This is a genomic window from Polymorphospora sp. NPDC051019, from assembly GCF_040683055.1.
Taxonomy (GTDB): domain Bacteria; phylum Actinomycetota; class Actinomycetes; order Mycobacteriales; family Micromonosporaceae; genus Polymorphospora; species Polymorphospora lycopeni.
Genome location: NZ_JBFBCH010000020.1, coordinates 1 through 17819 on the forward strand (window position 1 = coordinate 1; position 17819 = coordinate 17819).

Here is a 17819-nt window from a genome sequence, read left to right on the forward strand (position 1 = left end):
CCGCCGGTGACCCTGACCAGCTGCCACTGCTGGTTGGCGCCGTTGAGGTCGTTCCACTGGGAGATGCGGGCACCGTCGGCGGTCGACCACTCCCAACTCTCCAGCGCCATTCCGCTGTGCCGGTTGATCAGCCGGACGTGCCCGCCGTCGGAGTCGGCGAGCCGGAACTGCTGATTGGTGGCGTTGAAGTCGGTCCACTGCACGACCTCGGCGCCACCGGCCGTGGACCATTCGAAGATGTCGAGCACCTTGCCGCTGTGCCGGGACTTCAGGCGGTAGTAGCCGGACCCGGAGTCGACGAACTGCCACTGCTGCCAGTTGCCGTCGTTGCGCGGCCACTGGACGATCTGCCCGCCGTCGCTGGTGGACAGGTTGTAGACGTCGAGCGCCTTGCCGGAGTGCCGGTTGACCAGGACGTACCAGGCGTTGGTGTCGACAGCGGCCGCGTGCGCCGGCCCCGGTACGACGGCGACACCGAGCGCGGCGAGGGCCATGGCGACAAGGCCGACGACGGCCCTGCGCAGCCGTCGTCCCGGGTCAGGGGGACGGGTTTCCAGGATCATGTCGCTGCTCCCATCTGGGACTCGCGCCATGGACGGCCGCCGGACGGAGGAGCCGGGGACGGGGGCGGACGGCATGGCGGCAGGTTGGCGCGCCGTTCTCCGTGTTGCCCCACGTAGAAGAAAACGCTTTCCCGCAGGCTACTCCGCACCATCGTCGAGCGCCAATGACTGCTTGGCAGGGCCACGGGCAGGCCGACCCGCGGCCGACTCCGCGACAACCAGGGGACATCGCATCGAAAGTTGCCTCTGGCGAACGCTTATCTGACATAGATAAGATAAGCGCCATGCCCAACCAGTTCCGCGTCACCAAGCCGTTCGTCGCCGTGCTCGAGCAGCTCCTGATCGCCCTAAAAGACGATGTCGAGCTGCACGGCTACGCGATCTCGCAAGCAACCGACCAACTCACGCCCACCGTCTACGGCAACCTCGACAAGCTGGAGGATGCCAACTGGGTCACCAGCCGGTGGGAGACACAGGAGCCCGGAGTGAACAGGCCCCGCCGCCGGCTCTATCGACTCACCCCCACCGGTGCCACCGAGGCTCGCGCGATTCTCACCGAGCGTGAGCGGGCAGCCGCCCGCAAGGTACGGCGCCCCACCCTGCCGGCCCGGTTGGCCGGTCCACTCGTGGGAGAGGCGTTATGACCGATGTACTCGCCGCCGTCGCCCTCGCGCTCCTCGGGGAGGTGGTCGTCATCCTGCTCTTCGCCCCGCCGCCGACGATCGCGCACGCGCTCGCGCGCTGGGCCGCCCGGGTCCGACACGTCGACAACCCCGTCCGGGCGCGAATCCGGGCCGAGCAGGCCGTCCGTGACATCGACTCCTTCCAGTCGCCCCAGAAGAAGCTCCTCCAAGGGCTGGCCCAGGCCGGCGCGGCGCTCGCCTTCGCGCTGCGTCGCATGCTGCCCGGCGCCGACCGTCTGTTGCCGGCCGTCCGGACCGATCTGGAATCCATCGGCATCCTGAACGACATGTTCACCGAACTCGGCGACCTTCGACAGTTGCGCGGGCGGTGGCGCACCAGGCACGGCAGGCTGACCACCTACCTGGAGAGACTGCTGCGGCAACCGGTCGAAGCCTTCGATCCGGCCGCCGCCACACAGGCACTCGGGATCGCGGCATCGGTCAGCGGCCGTCTCGTCGACGACCGCAACGAACGGGCTGCCATACGGCTCGTCGAACTCACCCGTCCCCTCGCCGACAGGCACCCCGATCAGCCGGTGGTGCTGCGCCTGCGGCAGACGTCCGCGCACGCGATCATGCAACTGAACGACCTGCCACAGGCAGAGCAGCTTCTGCGAGGGCTGCACTTCGACCACGTCCGCGTACTCGGCGAAGACCACGAGCAGACCCTGGACACCCAGCGGCTGCTGGCGTGGTCGCTCGTTCGGCAACAGCGGCTCGGCGAGGCCCGGAACACCTTCGAAGATCTCAAGGCCCGGGCACAGCGGCTCACCAGCACACCTGGGCATCTGCCGCTGCACGTCAAGTGCATGGACTCATGGCTGATGCGGTGCGAAGGGCGTCTGGAGGAGGCGACCGGCAGCTATCTCGACGTCGTCACCGGGCGGACCCGGGTCCTCGGTCCCGACGACCCGGACACCCTGGACAGCCGGCATTCCCTGGCCCAGGTACTCCTTGCCACGGGCGACCTGGCCGCCGCGCGGGCCGAACTGAAGCGGTTGCACAGGCAGTGGCGGCGCGGATCGGGCGCCGGTCACCCGAACACCCTGGAGACCCGCAAGTTCCTCGCAATCGCCTCGGCCCGCCCCGGGTTCCTGGGCACCGCCGTCCTGCGCTGGCGGCTGCGGCGGATCCTCGCCTGGCAGACCAAACGGGTCGGCGCCGACCACTACCAGTCCCTCGGCACCCGGCAGTTGCTGGCCACGCTGCCCCGTCGCCGAACGACACCCGCGACGACACGGAGACGGACCGGCCACCGGGCGCCCACGGAGGAAGCATGAAACTCGGACTCTTCACCGCCTGCCTTCCGACCCTGCCCCTCGAAGCCGTGGCCGGCTGGGCTGCCGGGGCCGGCTACGAGGCCCTGGAGGTCGCGGCCTGGCCGGCCGGCAGCCCACATCCGCACCAGGCGAACCACATCGACGTCGACAGCTTCTCCGACGAGCAGGCGCGGCGGACCACGGAACTGTTCGACCGGCACGGCCTGACCCTGTCGGCGGTGAGCTGCTACGAGAACAACCTGCACGCCGACGACCGGGAGCGGGAACGTATCCACGACCACATGCGCAGGTGCGTCGACGCCGCCGCCGCGCTCGGCGTCGGTGTGGTCGGGACGTTCGTCGGCCGGGACCACGCCCGCCCGGTGGCCGAGGACCTGCGCCGGGCGGAGAAGCACCTGCCGCCTCTGGTCGAGTACGCCACCTCGCGGGGCGTACGGCTGGTGATCGAAAACTGTCCGATGGAGGGCTGGCATCCGGACGGCTACCCGGGCAACCTCGCCTACTCCCCGGAGCTGTGGGAGTGGATGTTCGGGCTCGGCCTGTACCTCAACTACGACCCGTCGCACCTGGTCTGGCTCGGCATCGATCCGGTCGACGCCCTGGTCCCCGCGCTGGAGAGCGGCCGGGTGCTGCACGTGCAGGCCAAGGACATCGAAATCGACGAACAGCGACGGACCCGGTACGGGATCTTCGGCAAGACGGTGAGCCGACGGTTCCCCGAGGACGTCGGGTGGTGGCGGTACCGCATTCCGGGCCTCGGCCAGCTCGACTGGGCGCGGATCATCACCACCCTGCGCGACGGAGGTTTCGACGGGGTCGTCGCCGTCGAGCACGAGGACCCGGTCTGGAGCGGCTCGGTCGACCGGATCCAGGGCGGACTGAACGTCGCCGCCGACACTCTGCGGCCGAGAATCCACGACAAACAGAACTGATCCAGGGACGTCCTCGGAGGCTGCTCCGGGGACGTCCCGCGCCGACCGGGGTCAGCCGCGGACGTACGCCTGGGTCTCGACCACGCCGCGCAGCAGGCGGGCCGCCAACTCCTCGGCCCGCCACAGGCGCAGCGCCCCGGCCGCCTCCAGCATCCCGCGCAGCAGGACGACGACCAACGGCACCACGCCCGGCAGCCGCAGGCTCGCCGCCACGATGCGGCGCAGCCAGGTGACGACGGCCGACTCGTCCTCGGCGTGCACCAGCGGCAGGCTGGCCGTCCAGCGCCGCTCCATGGCCCGGACCGCCGCGCCGCGGGCGCGCGCCTCGTCGACGATCGACCGGTTGGGTTTGTCGTGCAGGTGCACGCCGGTCACGGCCCGCTCGAAGTGGCCGCGCGCACCCAACGACCGCAGGCGCAGGCCGAGGTCCATGTCCTCGAAGTAGCGCAGCCGGTTCTCCGGGCGGACCGCCTCGGCGCGCAGGTAGAGGTCGCGTTCGAGGCTGACGTTGCCGCCCCACAGTCCACCGAGGATCGCGTCGGGATCGCGTTCCCAGCGGCGCATCGCCCGCTCGTAGTCGGTGGCGTAGATGCGGCTGGCGACCTGGCCGCGCCGCCGGCCGTCCGGCCGGATCGGGACGTATCCGGCCAGCACGCAGCCCCGGCGGCCCTGGTGGAAGGCGCGGTGCCGGTCGACGAGGCCGTCGCCGGGCACGATGTCGTCGTCGGTGAGCAGCACGATCTCGGTACGGGCGGCGTGCGCGCCCCGCTCGCGGGCCCGGGCCGGTCCGACGTTCTCGGCCAGTTCCAGCACCCGCAGCCGGGGATCGTCGAGCGTGGACAGGAAGGTGCGGGCCGGTGGCTGCGGGCCGTCGAGGACCACGACCAGTTCGTCCGGGGCCTGGGCCAGGTAGGCGGGCACCACCCGGCGCAGCAGGTCCGGCCGGTGGTAGCTGGGCATGACGACCCCGAGGGTGCGGCGGGCGCCGGCCGGGCCGGTCACCCCCGCCATGCCCAGCCGGTGGCGAACGGCAGGCCGACGTAGTTCTCGGCGAGGGTGGTGGCCGCCGCCCGCGACGAGACGACCCGGTCGAGTTCGGCGGCCCGCAGCCGCTCGTCGAACGGCTGCGTGCCGCCGATGCGGTGCAGTATCGCCGTCATCCACCAGGAGAACTGCTGCACCTGCCAGACCCGGCGCAGGCAGCGTTCGGTGTAGCGGTCGAGTTCGTCCCACCGGCCGGTCGCGTAGTGGTGGCCGAGGCCGTACGACAGCACGCGGGCGTCGGCGACCGCCAGGTTGAGTCCCTTGGCGCCGGTCGCGGGCACGATGTGGGCGGCGTCGCCGAGCAGGAACAGGCGGCCGTACCGCATCGGTTCGACGACGAAGGAGCGCATCGGGGCGAGGCTCTTGTCGAAGATGGGCCCCTCTTCCAGGTCGAGCCCGTCACCGTGGCCGAGCCGACGGCGCAGCCCGGTCCAGATCCGCTCGTCGGGCCAGTCGGCGAGGTCGGTGCCGGCGGGCACCTGGAGGTACTGCCGGGTCACCTCGGGGCCGCGCATGCTGTGCAGGGCGAACCCGTCGGGGTGACGGGCGTAGACCAGTTCGTCGCACGACGGCCGGGTCTGGGCCAGGATGCCGAGCCAGGCGAACGGGTAGACGCGTTCATGGACGGTGAGGACGCCGGCCGGGATGCTGGCCCGGCTGATCCCGTGGAAGCCGTCGCAGCCGGCGATCACGTCACAGTCGACGGTCCGCTCCCGGCCGTCGTGCCGGAACCGGACCCGGGGCCGGTCCGTGTCGACGCCGTCGAGGCGTACGTCGTCCACGTCGAACAGGATCGGTTGCCCGTCGGCGAGCCGTGCGGCGACGAGGTCCTTCACCAGTTCCTGCTGGGCATAGACGGTGATCGCGGCGCCGGTCAGGTCGGCGAAGTCGATCCGGTGCATGGCGTGGTCGAAACGCAGCCGGATGCCGTGGTGGGTCATGCCCTCGACGCGCAGCCGGCCGGCGAGGCCGATCTCGTCGAGCAGGTCGACGGTGGGATGTTCGAGAACGCCGGCGCGGACCCGGGTCTCGATGTGTTCCCGGGCGCGGGCCTCCAGGACGAGGCAGTCGATGCCCTGCCGGTGCAGCAGGTGGGCGAGGGTGAGTCCGGCGGGCCCGGCGCCGACGATGACGACCTGGGTCCTCACCGGACCGCTCCCCGTTCGGCGAAGACCCGGGGCGCGAACCACTCGGTGATCAGCGCGAGCGGTCGGCCGGTGCGGACCAGCCGCATCCGGTAGGTGCGGGCCGGCACCGGGGCGTCGTCGGCGAGGTCGGCGCCGAGGGTGGCGCCGCGGGCGCCGACCCGGCGCAGTCCCCAGTGCCGCAGCTCGCGGGTGACCGGGACCTGGTTGCGGGCCAGCATCCGGCCGATCGGCTCGTCGGTGGTGGCCAGCCGGTGGGCGACCGGGGCGGGCAGCCGGTCGAGGGCGGCGACCAGGCTGGCGGCGCCGTAGTCGACGCCGTCGTCGCCGGTCAGCAGCACCTCGCGGACCAGCAGGTCGTCGCCGGGGCGGGCGTCGAGCTGGTCGGTGCCGACGGCGGCGAACCAGGACAGGTCGGGGGCGTCGAGTCCGGTGTAGACCTCGTCGCCGGGGGCCATCGCGTGCAGGTCGGCGTGCAGCGGCAGCCGCCAGTGGGCGCGCACCCGTACGGTGATGACGCGGCCGGTGAGGATCTCCAGGCTGGTGGTGGTGAGCCCGTCGCCGCGCAGCACGAGCTGCTCGACCCGGCCGAGCGGGCCGGGCAGGCAGCGGGTGACGGCTGGTCCGGTCCGGGCGGTGCCGCGGCGCCTCATCGGGCCGCCCCGGCGGGCTGGAGGGCGGCGACGGCGTCGGCGACCCTGGCGGCGACCGTCCCGACGTGCGGTTCGCGCAGGACCGACGGGTGGTCGCAGGCGACGCGGTGCACGTCGACCGGTCCGGTGAGCGCGTCGGTCCAGCCGGCGCCGTCGTCCGGGTGGTCCGCGGCGAGGAACAGCAGGGCCCGGCCGGGCCAGGGCCGGACCCGGTGGCGGCGGGTGAGCAGGTGCCCCTGTTCGAAGAAGACGCCGTACTGGGTGATGCCGTCGAACGGCACGACACCGGCCAGCGGCAGCCGCAGCCGGTACGACCACAGTTCGCGGGAGTCGCCGCGCAGGCCGTCGGCGGTGGCGCGCAGTCCGCGTACGGCCCGGCGGAGCCGGGCCCCGGCCCGGTCCGGGGCGGGTTCGTCGCGTGCGGTCGGGCCGGCGTAGGTCATCTTCCGGGCGTCGGCCGGCAGGTAGCTGTCGAGGACCACGAGCAGTGGCACGTCTTCGCCGGCGGCGGCGAGTTCGTGGGCGACCTCGATGGCGATCAGGCCGCCGAGGGAGTGCCCGGCCAGCAGGTACGGCCCGTGCGGCCGCAGTTCGCGTACGGTGCGCAGGTGCCGGCGGGCGGCGGCCCGTACGCTCCAGTCCGGCCGGCCACGGTTCTCCAGCCCGTACGCCTGGATGGCGTGCACCGGCCGGGTGCCGGGCAGCCGGCGGGCCAGCGGCAGGAAGCTGAACCCGAGCCCGCCGGCCCCGGCGAAGCAGAACAGCGGTGGCTCGTCGGCGTCCCCGCCGCCGGGGGCGGTGCCCGCGGCCGGCGCGCGGAGCGTCACGGTGGTGGGGTGCCGGGGTGCGGCGCGGGAGCTGTCGGCGACCAGCCGGGCGAACTCGGCGACGGTCGGCGCCTGCGCCAGATCGGCGGAGGTGAGCCGGATGCCGAGCCGGTCCTGTGCAGCGGCGAGGAGTTCCTCGGCGGCCAGCGAGTCGCCGCCGAGCCGCATGAAGTCGTCGTGGATCCCGACGCTCTCCAGGTCGAGCACGTGTGCCCACAGGTCGGCGACGATCACCTCCCAGTGGCTGCGCGGCGGCACGGCGTCGGGTTCGGGGGGCGGGGGCGGCAGCGCGACCCGGTCCACCTTGCCGCGTTCGTTGCGGGGCAGGCCGGGCAGGACGACGATGGCGGCCGGCACCATCCAGGACGGCAGCCGCTCGCGCAGGAAGCGGCGCAGGGTCGCCGGGGCGGGCGTACCGGCGGTGCGGTGCGGTGCGACGTAGGCGGTGAGCGCGACCGGTTCGGTGCCGTTGCGGGTGGCGACGACGACGGCCTCGGCGACCAGCGGCGAGGCGAGCAGGGCCGCCTCGACCTCGGCCGGTTCGACCAGGTAGCCGCGGATCTTGACGGCGGAGTCGCGGCGGCCCATCAGGTGCAGGGTGCCGTCGGCGTCGAAGCGGCCGAGGTCGCCGGTGCGGTAGGCGACCCGCCCGTCGGGCAGCGGGGTGAAGCGGGCGGCGGTCTCCTCGGGGGCGTTCCAGTAGCCGGCGGACAGGTAGGCGGAGGTGACGACGAGTTCGCCGGTCCCGCCGTCGGGGACCGGGTGGCCGTCGTCGCCGAGCAGGGTGACGTCCTTGCCGGGGGCGGGTCGGCCGACCGGCACGATCCCCTCGGGTACGGGGTCGGCGGGCGCGATCGGGTGGAAGGCGAGGTGGCCGATTTCCGACGAGCCGGACCAGCTGGTGTAGGTGCAGCCGGCGGGCAGGTGCGGGCGCAGGGCGGCGACGTCGCGGCCGTGGACGGCCTCGCCGCAGGTGGTGACCAGGCGCAGGCCGTCGAGCCGCTGCCCGGGTCCGAGGACGGCGAGCAGCGAGCGCAGCAGCGACGGGGTGAGGTGCACGGTGGTGACGCCCTGGGCGGCGAGCCAGGCCGGCAGGTCGCGGATGCCGCGTACCCGGGGGTCGTAGGCGTAGACGCCGGCGCCGTTGAGCAGGGCGAAAACAAGAACGGTCAGGCCGGCCATGAAGGCGGCGGGCAGCACCAGGGCGACCCGGTCGGCGGGTGAGATGTGCAGCCGGTCGAGTCCGCCGTACGCCTCGTTGAGCAGCATGTCGTGGGTGAGCACGACGCCCTTGGGGCGGCCGGTGGAGCCGGAGGTGAACACGACAAGGGCGGGGTCGGTGCCGGCCGGCCCGGCCGGGCCCGCCAGCCCGGCCGGGCCGGTGGCCCGGGCCGCGGCCGGGTTCGGGCGGTGCGGATTCGGGTCCAGGGTGTAGGGCGCCGGGTCGGCGGTGTACGGGTCGGCGGCGGGTGCGGCGAGGGCGGGGGCCAGGTCGACGAGGGCGGGCACCCCGATCGTGGCGGCGGTCGCCCGGTGGTCGGCGTCGGTCAGGCATCCGGTGGCGCCGGACCGGTCGACGATCTGCCGGAGCCGGTCGGCGGGCAGGGTCGGGTCGAGCAGTACGACCGGCCGGCCGGACTTCAGCGCGCCGAGCAGGCCGAGCAGGCCGTCGGCGGTCTGCGGCAGGAGTACGGCGAGCGGGTCGCCGGGCCGGTCGGGGCGCAGGTGGGTGGCGATCCGGTCGGAGAGCGTGTCCGTGGCGCCGAACGTGTACGCGCCGTCCGGTGACACCAGCGCGGGTAGCTCCGGGATCCGGCGCGCCACGTCGCGGAAGCGCCGGGTCACCGAACGGGTGTCGCCCGGTACAACGAGCGGCGGAACCGCGTCCTGCTCTGCCTGCATGCCCGCACCCTCCCGAAAGTAAGCCCAGGCTAGCCTAAGTAATTACGATGGGGAACAGTCCACCGGCATGATCAGCACGACAGTCCGGTCCGGTGTGGTCAGTCGCCGAACAGTTCGCGGTAGACGTCCGCCGTACCCGGATTTGCCCGGCACCCGGGCTCACCGGCGCGGAACAGGCTGGACTGGACGCCGCCGGCGTCGCAGTTGGAGAAGTACGCCTCGTACGCCAGGTCGGCGGCGTGCGCGGCGAACCAGGCGTGCATCCACCGGACGAAGTCCGGGTTCTCCCGCCCGGCGTCCCCGGTCGGCACCACGCCCCACTCCCCTACCGAGAACGGCTTGCCGCGTTCCCGGGCGAACGCGAACAGCCAGTCCAGCCCGTCCGGGGCGGCGGCGATCCGGTCGAAGTCCGCCTTCGTGCGCGCCGCCGGCCAGTGGTCGTAGTTGTCGATCCCGATTATGTCGACGTAGTCGTCGCCGGGATAACAGTTGGTGCTAACCCCGCCACAGACGCCGTCCGGGGTGCCGTGCGCGTTGATGGTCCAGTCGAGCAGCACGTGGGGGTTGGTGGCCCGGATCCCGTCGGCGGCCCGCCGGTAGCAGGCGATCCAGACCTCGGTGTCGGCGCCGTGCCAGGGCATGAAGGTGCCGTTGAACTCCCAGCCCAGTCGGACCACCGAGTCGGCCCGGTCGTGCCGGACCATCAGCGCGCCGAAGTCGCGCCACAGCTGGTCGAACTCGCCGCGCGCACAGCCGGCGAGATCCTGCGGGCGTCCTTCGGGGACCAGCCCCTGCGAGACGACCAGCGCTCCGGGGAAGCCGTCGAACTCCTCGAACGTCCAGCCCGTGTCGCGGGTCATCGACTCGTACGTGGTCCGGTCGGTGTAGGTGTGCGCGACCCGGCAGACGCTCCCCCGCTCGACACAGAACCGCTCGACGTGCTCACGGTCGTTGATCGGATCGCCGTTGACGCCGGACAGCCCGTTCGGGCCGGGCCAGACGCCGGGCGTACGCGGTCGGGCCATCAGCTCGGCGGCGCCGGGGTGCCGCTCCGGCACCGTTGTCGACGGCCCGGCGTCGCGGCTCCAGGTGAACGCCAGCGCCGCGATCGCGCCGAGCATCACAACGGCGAGCCCGGCCCCGACCACAGTCCCGCCCGGCCCCCCTCTACCCATTCGCCAAGGCTCCCTATCCTCACTTCGCGTCGGGGCCTCGCCGCCCGCACCGTTGATCAAGGAGAGACCTACGCGGACCGCGCACGGCCCGTCGCGAGCCTGGGCGGGTCAGCCGGCGAGCATCGTGGACCAACTGGCGATGGTGGGCCGTTCGGCAAGCGCCACGTAGCTGGCCTCGACACCCTGGCGGCGCCAGCGTTCGACCAGGCTCATGAACGTCATCGAGTCCAGCCCGTAGGCGAACAGGTCGTCGTCGTCGGTGAGGTCGTCCAATGGCTCGCCGAGCGCCTCGGCGAGTTCGGCGCGCAGTCTCGACGGCGTGAGGGGTTCCATCGACCGGCCCTTCCGGTTGAGGTGGTCAGTTGACGATCGCGTCGGTGGTGGTGACGACGGCGCAGCGGCCGGCCGCGTACGCCATGGCGGTCTCGTGTTCGGCACGGGAGAAGTCGGCGACCGCGTCGGCGACCACGAACGGCTGCACGTCGCGCATGAACGCGTCGCAGGCGGTGGCGACGACGCCGATGTGGCCGTACACGCCGCAGACGACGAGCTGGTCCCGGCCGTGCCGGTCGAGCAGGCCGGCCAGGTCGGTGCGGTGGAACGCGCTGTAGCGCCACTTGGTCAGCAGCGTGTCGCCGGGAGCTGGGGCGAGGTCGTCGACGATCCGCGCCCCGGCCTCGTCGGCGATCCCAGCGCCCCAGAAGTCCTGGAGCAGGCCACGCTGGTCGAGGCTCTGGGCGGGCGGTTGCGCGGAGTAGACCACGGGTACGCCGGTCAGGGCGCAATACGCCCGCAGCCGGTTGACGTTGGTCAGCACGGTGGACAGCGGCTCGGCGCCGGGCGCGTAGAAGCGCAGGAAGTGCCGTTGCATGTCGTGGATCAGCAAGACGGCGCGGTCCGGGTCGACCCGCCAGGACGCCCGGTTGGCGGGCAGTTCGGCGGCGGTCGGCACCGGGTACGGCGCGATGGTCGGGATCATGAGGCGGCTCCACCGTCGGTCGGGGACTGCCCGGTCGCGGAAGTCGTGACGGTCGGGGATGTCGTGGGCTCGGGTGGGCCGGTCGGGGACCGCGCGGGCCGGCCGGTCGGGGTCGTACCCGGCGCCGGGTCGCCGGTCGCCATCAGCAGGGCCAGGGCCCGGCGCAGTTCGGAGCGGCTGGTCTTGCCGACCCCGGTGTGCGGGAAGGCGTCGACGAACCGTACCCGGTCTGGGATCTTGAAGTCGGCGATGCCGCGGTCGCGGACGAAGGCCCGGATGGCGGCGGCGGTCGGTGCCTCGCCGCGCGGGATCACCACGGCACAGGTCCGTTCGCCGAGCACCGCGTCGGGTATGCCGACGACCGCGACGTCGAAGATCTGCGGGTGGGCCAGCAGGTGGTTCTCTACCTCCTCCGGGGCGATCTTTTCGCCGCCCCGGTTGATCTGGTCCTTGGCCCGGCCCTCGACGACGAGGTGTCCGGTCGGGGTACGCCGGACCAGGTCGCCGGTGCGGTAGAAGCCGTCGGTGGTGAACGCGACCGTGTTGTGCGCGGCCGCCCGGTAGTAGCCGCGGATGGTGTACGGGCCGCGGGTCAGCAGGTGTCCGGTCTGTCCCGGTGGCAGGTCGCGGTCGGCGTCATCGACGATCCGGATCTCGTCGTCGAGGCTGATCGGGGTGCCCTGGGTGGCGACCACGGTCGCCGGGTCGTCGTCGAAGCGGGTGTAGTTGACCAGGCCCTCGGCCATCCCGAACACCTGTTGCAGGTCGCAGCCGAGGGTTGGTGTGACCCGGGCGGCGACCTCGTCGGCGAGTCGGGCGCCGCCGACCTGGAGTACCCGCAGGCTGGACAGGTCGGGGCGGCGGTGCGCGGCGGCGTCGAGCCAGAGCAGGGCGAGCGGCGGGACCAGGGCGGTGATCGTGACCCGTTCTTGTTCGATCAGGTCGAAGGTGACGTCCGGGGTGGGGCGCGGGGCGAGGACGACGGTGCCGCCGGCGGCGAGGGTGCCGAGTACGCCGGGTGAGCTGAGGGCGAAGTTGTGGGCGACCGGCAGGACGCACAGGTAGATCGACGAGGTGTCCAGCCGGCAGATGTCGGCGGAGGCGCGGACGCTGTAGAGGTAGTCGTCGTGGGTGCGGGGGATGAGTTTCGGTAGGCCGGTGCTGCCGCCGGAGAGTTGGAGGAACGCGACGTCGGAGGCGGCCGGGCCGGGCGTGGGGGGTCCGGTCGTTGGCTCCGGCCCGGTGTCGCCAGGCAGTGGACCGTCAGTGGCCAGGTCGGACAGCGTGGTGAACTCGGCCGGGTCGCCGACGACGAGCACGTGCTGCAGGCCGGGCAGCCGTTCGCGTACCTGCCGGGCGAGGTCCCGGTAGTCGAAGCCGGCGTGCCGGTCCGCGACGACGTACCCGACCGCGCCGGTCAGTTCGGCGAAGTAGGTGATCTCGGTACGCCGGTGTGGCGGCAGCGCGAACACCGGCAGCGCGCCGAGCCGGAACAGCGCGAAGATCACCTCGAAGAACTCGGCGACGTTCGGCAGTTGCACGATCACCCGGTCGCCGCGGCGTATCCCGAGGTCGTGTAGGCCGGCGGCGAGCCGGTCGGCGCGGGCGTCGAGTTCGGCGTACGTCCACCGCTGCCGTCCGTCGACGACGGCGGTCCGGTCGGCGTGGGTTCGGGCCCGGTCGCGCAGGAACGCGCCGAACGTCTCGCCGGTCCAGTGGCCGGCCGCCCGGTAGCGGGCCGCGAACTCCTCGGGCCAGGGCGTGAAGTCCGGGCCGGTCACCTGTGGACCGGAGCCCCCGGGAACAGCGGTGGTGTCGGCAACACCGGCGGCTTCAGGCGGCATCGGGCAGTCCCATCGCGAGCAGCAGGGTACGGAACTTCGCGGACGTCTCGGCCAGTTCGTCGGCGGGCCGCGACCCGGGGACGATGCCGGCGCCGGCGTACAGCCGCAGGGTGCGTTCGTCGGCCTCGGCGCAGCGGATCGCGATCACCCACTCGCCGTCGCCGTCGGCGTCGACCCAGCCGACCGTTCCGGTGTAGAAGCCGCGCGGGAACGGTTCGACCTCGGCGATCATGTCCCGGGCGGGGCCGGGCGGGGTGCCGCACACCGCCGGGGTCGGGTGCAGCGCGGTCGCGAGCGTCAGCGCGGTGGTCGAGGGGTCGGCGAGGGTGCCGGTGACCTGGGTGGACAGGTGCCACATCGTGCCGGTCGGCACCACCGCGGGCCTGGCCGGGACGCGCAGGTCGATGCAGTACGGCCGCAGCGCCTCGGCGACCGCCTCGACGACCAGGGCGTGCTCGTGCCGGTCCTTGCGGGAGTTGAACAGGGTGGCGGCGCGGCGGGCGTCCTGCGCGGGCTCGGGGCTGCGGGCGGCGGAGCCGGCGAGCGGGTTGGCGACGACCCGGTCACCGACCCGGGAGACCAGCAGTTCCGGGCTGGCCCCGAGCAGGGTACGGCCGCCGGGCAGGTCGGCGGCGAACGTGTAGCCGCGAGGGTCCAGGGTGGCCAGGTTCGCCAGCACCCGCCGCAGGTCCAGGCCGGACGGTGCGCCTACGTGCAGCGACCGAGCCAGCACCACCTTGGCCAGCTCACCGTCGGCCATCCGGGCCAGCGCCCGTTCGACGCCGCGCAGGTAGCCCTCGGGTTCGGGGACCGCCCGGACCTCGATGCCGGCCGGCGGTCCGGCGGGCTCCGGTGGCGGTCGCCAGTCGACGCCGACCGGGGCGGCCCGGTGCACGGCGGCCGGCACGACCAGGTGCGCGGCGGCCGGGTCGGCGAACGGGATGGCGCCGACCGCGACCGGTTCGGGCACGTCACCGGCGACGGCGGCGAGCATCGTGGACACGTAGCCGGCCAGGTCGGTGTCGCGGGCCGGCAACCCGACCGCGATCCCCTCGGCGAGCAGCACCTGCCGGGGAGAGGCGAAGAAGAACGACGACCCAGGCCGGTAGCGGTCGACGAGGTCGCCGGCGGTCGGCGGCCGGTCCGCCGGTGCCGGTCCGGCGAGGTGGGTCGACTCAGGCACCGAGGGCCGCCCCGCCGTCGACGCACAGGTTGTGCAGTGTGATGTGCCGGGCCTGCGGCGAGGCGAGGAAGAGCACCGCGTCGGCGATGTCGTCGGGCTCGGCGATCCGGCCGAGCGGGATACCGACCCGGAACGCCTCCGGCTGGCCGGCCAGGGTCGCCGCAGGGCCACTGTCGTCGGTCCACAGGGTACGCAGCATCGGCGTGTCGGTGGAGCCGGGCGAGACGACGTTGCAGCGGATGCCGTACCGGGCCACCTCGAGGCCGAGGCTGCGGGTGAACTGGGCGGCGGCGGCCTTCGAGGCGGCGTACGCGGCCATCCCGACTCGGGGTACCGAGGCGGCGTTGGAGGCGACGGTGACGACGGCACCGCCACCCCGGCCGGCCATCCGGCCGGTCACCGCCCGGCACAGGTAAAAGACACCGGTCGTGTTGATGGCGAAGGTACGGGCCCAGTCGGCGTCGGTGTAGCCGGCGACCGGACCGGGCAGCAGCACACCCGCGACGTTGACCAGCACACCGACCGGGCCGAGTTCGGCCTCGACGCGGTCCACCGTCGACTCGACGTCGGCGGCGTCGGTGACGTCCAGCGGGTAGCCGGTGATGCTTCCCGATGCCGCCTGCCCGGCCGGGAGCGGCGCGGCGCTGGCCGCGAGCCCGCGTACAGCGGCACCGTCAAGGTCGGTGGCGGCGACGGTGGCACCGCTCTCGGCGAGGCGCCGGGCGACCGCCGCACCGATCCCCCGTCCGGCGCCGGTGACGATCGCAACGGTGCCGGTCAGGGCGGGATGCATGGGTCCTCCCAGATAGGCACGAGCAGCAACAGGCCGTTAGGTTAGCCTAAGCTTGCTCGACAAGCCAAAGGTTGAGACCTTCACCAAAGGATCTTGACAGCGGCCGGTCACGCCTGCCGATAAGTCTCCTGCCGCGCGGTCGCCCGCATCAGCTCCAGGTAGCGGTCCCGGGTCAGCCGGGGCCGGTGCCCCGCGAGCAGTTCCCGGGCCACCCGGGCATCGCCGTACAGCAGGTCGACGACCGTCCACGCCAGCGCCTTCGCGGGTTGCACGTACGCCAGCCACGGGTCGACGATCCGGAACCCCGCCGAGTGGTTGGCACCGGCACAGCCGCCGTGCGTCGGGTGCAGCACCGGCATCAGGTGGCTCAGGTCACCGGCGTCGGTCGACGCGGTCGACCAGGGCCCCTCCGACCAGCCCGCCGCGCCGAGCAGGTCGACGGCATTGCGCCGGAACAGCTCCCCCAGCGTCCGGTCGACGACGAGCGGCAGGTAGCCGGGCAGCGTGGTGAGTTCGACGGCCGCGCCGAGCGCCAGCGCACCGGCCCGCAGCGACCGGTCCACCCGCACCTCGGCGGCGGCGATCGCGTCGCCGGAGCCGCCCCGGATCAGCATGTCCACCACGACCTCGTCGGCGACCACGTTCAGGGCGGTCCCGGCGGGACGCAGCACCGGGTGGACCCGGATGTGGTCCCGGTCGGCGAACGTCTCCCGCTGCGCGTCGATCGCGTGCAGCGCCACGGTCGCCGCGCCCAGCGCGTTGACGCCGTGCTCGGGCGCGGCGGCGGCGTGCGTGGCCCGGCCGAGGAAACGGGCCCGTTTCGCCAGAAAACCCGTGTGACTCCAGGTCAGCCCCAGCGGGGCCGAGTCGGCGTGGGCGTGCACCATCATCGCCAGCCGTACGCCGTCGAAGTGGCCGAGCCGGACCAGTTCCTGCTTGCCGCCGGCGAACTCGATCCGGCCGGCCGCCCGGGCGGCGCCCGACCAGTCGATGTCGACGTACTCCTCGGCCGGTACGGCGAAGAACAGCACCTCGCCGCGTAACTGCCCGGCCGCCTCGGCGGCGACCAGCGCCCGGGCCACCCCGACCAGGTGGGCGACCTGCGCGTTGTGGCCGCAGGCGTGGGCGGCCCCGGTCACCGGGTCGGCCGCCGGATGGTCCGGCACCCGGACCGCGTCCAGTTCGGCCAGTACGCAGATCCGCGGCCCCGGCCGGCTGCCGGCCAGTATGGCCCGTACCCCGGTCTGTGCCAGGCCCTCCTCGACGGTCAGGCCCAGCGCACGCAACTCGCGGGCCACCAGGTCGGCGGTCCGGAATTCCCGGAACGCGAGTTCCGGGTGGGCGAAGACGTCGTCGCCGACCGCGGTCAGGTGGGCGCCGTCGGCGTCCACCAGGTCGGCGATCCGCGCCTTGAGCCCGGCTGCCGAGCCGCCCCTGGGCGCCGCCGCTCCCGGGGGCGGCGGGCTGGGCGGTACGACGGTCACCGGGCTGCCCCGAGCAGGCTGGCGAGGGCGTCGCCGAACCGTTCCCGCCAGCACAGCCGGTCGTGGCCGCCGGCGAACTCGAGGTAGTTGACCGGGTAGCCCCGGGCCAGCAGCACGTCGCGCAGGTGCCGGTTGGGGCGTAGGTTCACCCACTCGTCCAGTCCCACCTCGAGGTGCAGCCGCAGCGGCCGGCGGGCGGTGACGGCGTACTCGTGGCCGAGCCACTCGGCGCCGGCGTCGTCGGGGGTGCCGCTCTGCCACCAGAACGCGCCGGACTGCGCCAGTACGTTGCCGAACCGGTCTGGAGCGGTCAGCCCGGCGAACGCGGCGGTCAGGCCGCCGAGGCTCTGCCCGGCGACCACCGTGCGCGCCGGGTCGTCGGTCACGGCGAGGTCCGCACCGGCGTGCCCGATCAGGTCGGTACGCAGGAACTCGACGTACTCCGGCCGGCAGGCGTACTCGGTGAACCGCGTCGGCCGGTCCACGCTGTCCGGCATGAGGGCCACCAGCGGTGGCAGCAGTCCGGCGTGTATCAGGTTGTCCAGGGTCGGCGCGACCGGCAGCAGCGGCCCCCAGACGTCGCCGTCGAGCAGCACCAGCAGCGGATAGGGCCCACCGCCGGGCCGGTGGCCGGGCGGAGTGTAGCGCCAGACCCGGCGCGGGCCGCCGGCCAGACGGGTCGGCACCCGCACCGTGTCGACCGCGCCGGCCGGGACCCCGGGCCGGGGTCGCCACCACCCGGAGCGGGGTGTGGCGGGTCCGTACGCGACCGACTTGTGCGGCGGGCGGTGCTGCGGCAGCGTCTCCGGGTTGAGCGGGTCGGCGACCGCCCGGCCGGCCAGCTCCCGCCAGTACGCCGGGCCGGTGGGCGGGACTCGCCCGGCGTCGTCCGGTGAACCGGTGTCGTCGGGGGCGATCTGGTAGCTGCCGGACCACTCGGCGCGCACCTGATAGGTGAGGTGCCACAGGTCGGTGCCGGGCAGCCGGGTCATCGCGCTGCGGCCCAGGTCAGCGCGGTCGGCCAGCTTGTTGACCAGCAGCAGCACGGCCCGGGTCGGACGGCGTTCCCGCCACACGAAGGTGAGCACCGTGTCGCCGGGGTCGTCCGGGGCTGGGGCGACCAGCGGGGTTCCGGTCTTCTCCACCTCAGACCAGAAGTACGCAAGGACGGCCGGACCGGCGCCGGAGGCCAGGTCACGGCGCAGCGTCTCGATCCGGGGGCCGGGCACCACACGGGGCGGCATCGGCCGCGGGATCCGCGGCGGCACGGAACCCGCCGGGACGGTACGCGGGGCGGCGGGTTCATCCACTTCGGACGGCGTCCGGGTAGGC

16 protein-coding genes are annotated in these 17819 nt (G+C 73.4%); 3 read left to right on the plus strand and 13 right to left on the minus strand.

Features of this window, described 5'->3' with window-relative positions; all coding sequences use genetic code 11:
* A partial coding sequence (locus AB0M79_RS28015; RefSeq protein WP_364219370.1) for an RICIN domain-containing protein occupies positions 1-494 on the minus strand: 494 nt, incomplete at its 3' end.
* Between the two features lie 353 nt (positions 495-847).
* Here AB0M79_RS28015 and AB0M79_RS28020 point away from each other — a divergent pair.
* Genes AB0M79_RS28020 through AB0M79_RS28030 form a run of 3 tightly spaced genes read left to right on the plus strand, consistent with a single transcriptional unit; the run spans position 848 to position 3458 of the window.
* Complete coding sequence (locus AB0M79_RS28020) at positions 848-1207, plus strand: helix-turn-helix transcriptional regulator (RefSeq protein WP_364219018.1); 360 nt, start codon at positions 848-850, stop codon at positions 1205-1207.
* Positions 1204-2526, plus strand: a complete 1323-nt coding sequence (locus tag AB0M79_RS28025) for a tetratricopeptide repeat protein (RefSeq protein WP_364219021.1) — start codon at positions 1204-1206, stop codon at positions 2524-2526. The genes AB0M79_RS28020 and AB0M79_RS28025 overlap by 4 nt, the downstream gene beginning before the upstream one ends.
* Positions 2523-3458, plus strand: coding sequence for a sugar phosphate isomerase/epimerase family protein (locus AB0M79_RS28030; RefSeq protein WP_364219024.1), 936 nt, complete (start codon positions 2523-2525; stop codon positions 3456-3458). Before AB0M79_RS28025 ends, AB0M79_RS28030 begins: the two co-directional genes overlap by 4 nt.
* A 51-nt stretch (positions 3459-3509) precedes the next feature.
* Here AB0M79_RS28030 and AB0M79_RS28035 read toward each other — a convergent pair whose 3' ends face one another.
* The 12 genes from AB0M79_RS28035 to fes form a co-directional block, all read right to left on the minus strand.
* Positions 3510-4469 (minus strand): glycosyltransferase family 2 protein, encoded by a 960-nt coding sequence (locus tag AB0M79_RS28035; RefSeq protein WP_364219027.1) that lies wholly within the window; start codon positions 4467-4469, stop codon positions 3510-3512.
* On the minus strand, positions 4457-5650 hold the full coding sequence (locus tag AB0M79_RS28040; protein ID WP_364219030.1) for a 4-hydroxybenzoate 3-monooxygenase: 1194 nt from the start codon (positions 5648-5650) through the stop codon (positions 4457-4459). Before AB0M79_RS28040 ends, AB0M79_RS28035 begins: the two co-directional genes overlap by 13 nt.
* Positions 5647-6300, minus strand: coding sequence for a chorismate pyruvate-lyase family protein (locus AB0M79_RS28045; RefSeq protein WP_364219033.1), 654 nt, complete (start codon positions 6298-6300; stop codon positions 5647-5649). The genes AB0M79_RS28040 and AB0M79_RS28045 overlap by 4 nt, the downstream gene beginning before the upstream one ends.
* Positions 6297-9029, minus strand: coding sequence for a non-ribosomal peptide synthetase (locus tag AB0M79_RS28050; protein ID WP_364219036.1), 2733 nt, complete (start codon positions 9027-9029; stop codon positions 6297-6299). Before AB0M79_RS28050 ends, AB0M79_RS28045 begins: the two co-directional genes overlap by 4 nt.
* A 98-nt stretch (positions 9030-9127) precedes the next feature.
* Positions 9128-10204: a glycosyl hydrolase gene (locus AB0M79_RS28055; RefSeq protein WP_364219039.1), complete on the minus strand. Its 1077-nt coding sequence runs from the start codon at positions 10202-10204 to the stop codon at positions 9128-9130.
* A gap of 108 nt (positions 10205-10312) precedes the next feature.
* On the minus strand, positions 10313-10537 hold the full coding sequence (locus tag AB0M79_RS28060) for a phosphopantetheine-binding protein (protein ID WP_364219042.1): 225 nt from the start codon (positions 10535-10537) through the stop codon (positions 10313-10315).
* 25 nt (positions 10538-10562) lie between these two features.
* On the minus strand, positions 10563-11183 hold the full coding sequence (locus tag AB0M79_RS28065; RefSeq protein ID WP_364219045.1) for an isochorismatase family protein: 621 nt from the start codon (positions 11181-11183) through the stop codon (positions 10563-10565).
* Complete coding sequence (locus AB0M79_RS28070; RefSeq protein WP_364219048.1) at positions 11180-12964, minus strand: (2,3-dihydroxybenzoyl)adenylate synthase; 1785 nt, start codon at positions 12962-12964, stop codon at positions 11180-11182. Before AB0M79_RS28070 ends, AB0M79_RS28065 begins: the two co-directional genes overlap by 4 nt.
* Positions 12965-13016: 52 nt before the next feature.
* Positions 13017-14210 carry an isochorismate synthase DhbC gene (dhbC, locus tag AB0M79_RS28075; protein WP_364219051.1) on the minus strand — a complete coding sequence of 398 codons (1194 nt, stop codon included), beginning with the start codon at positions 14208-14210 and terminating at the stop codon, positions 13017-13019.
* Positions 14203-15003: a 2,3-dihydro-2,3-dihydroxybenzoate dehydrogenase gene (locus tag AB0M79_RS28080; protein ID WP_364219054.1), complete on the minus strand. Its 801-nt coding sequence runs from the start codon at positions 15001-15003 to the stop codon at positions 14203-14205. Before AB0M79_RS28080 ends, dhbC begins: the two co-directional genes overlap by 8 nt.
* Positions 15004-15110: 107 nt before the next feature.
* Positions 15111-16487, minus strand: coding sequence for an amidohydrolase (locus AB0M79_RS28085; protein ID WP_364219057.1), 1377 nt, complete (start codon positions 16485-16487; stop codon positions 15111-15113).
* Positions 16484-17731, minus strand: coding sequence for an enterochelin esterase (fes, locus tag AB0M79_RS28090; protein ID WP_364219061.1), 1248 nt, complete (start codon positions 17729-17731; stop codon positions 16484-16486). Before fes ends, AB0M79_RS28085 begins: the two co-directional genes overlap by 4 nt.
* Positions 17732-17819 lie beyond the last annotated feature (88 nt).

Coding starts and splice junctions, on each gene's coding strand:
- AB0M79_RS28020 (WP_364219018.1), top strand. CDS start 848: ATGCCCAACCAGTTCCGCGTCACCAAGCCGTTCGTCGCCGTGCTCGAG.
- AB0M79_RS28025 (WP_364219021.1), top strand. CDS start 1,204: ATGACCGATGTACTCGCCGCCGTCGCCCTCGCGCTCCTCGGGGAGGTG.
- AB0M79_RS28030 (WP_364219024.1), top strand. CDS start 2,523: ATGAAACTCGGACTCTTCACCGCCTGCCTTCCGACCCTGCCCCTCGAA.
- AB0M79_RS28035 (WP_364219027.1), bottom strand. CDS start 4,469: ATGGCGGGGGTGACCGGCCCGGCCGGCGCCCGCCGCACCCTCGGGGTC.
- AB0M79_RS28045 (WP_364219033.1), bottom strand. CDS start 6,300: ATGAGGCGCCGCGGCACCGCCCGGACCGGACCAGCCGTCACCCGCTGC.
- AB0M79_RS28050 (WP_364219036.1), bottom strand. CDS start 9,029: ATGCAGGCAGAGCAGGACGCGGTTCCGCCGCTCGTTGTACCGGGCGAC.
- AB0M79_RS28055 (WP_364219039.1), bottom strand. CDS start 10,204: ATGGGTAGAGGGGGGCCGGGCGGGACTGTGGTCGGGGCCGGGCTCGCC.
- AB0M79_RS28060 (WP_364219042.1), bottom strand. CDS start 10,537: ATGGAACCCCTCACGCCGTCGAGACTGCGCGCCGAACTCGCCGAGGCG.
- AB0M79_RS28065 (WP_364219045.1), bottom strand. CDS start 11,183: ATGATCCCGACCATCGCGCCGTACCCGGTGCCGACCGCCGCCGAACTG.
- AB0M79_RS28080 (WP_364219054.1), bottom strand. CDS start 15,003: ATGCATCCCGCCCTGACCGGCACCGTTGCGATCGTCACCGGCGCCGGA.
- fes (WP_364219061.1), bottom strand. CDS start 17,731: ATGCCGCCCCGTGTGGTGCCCGGCCCCCGGATCGAGACGCTGCGCCGT.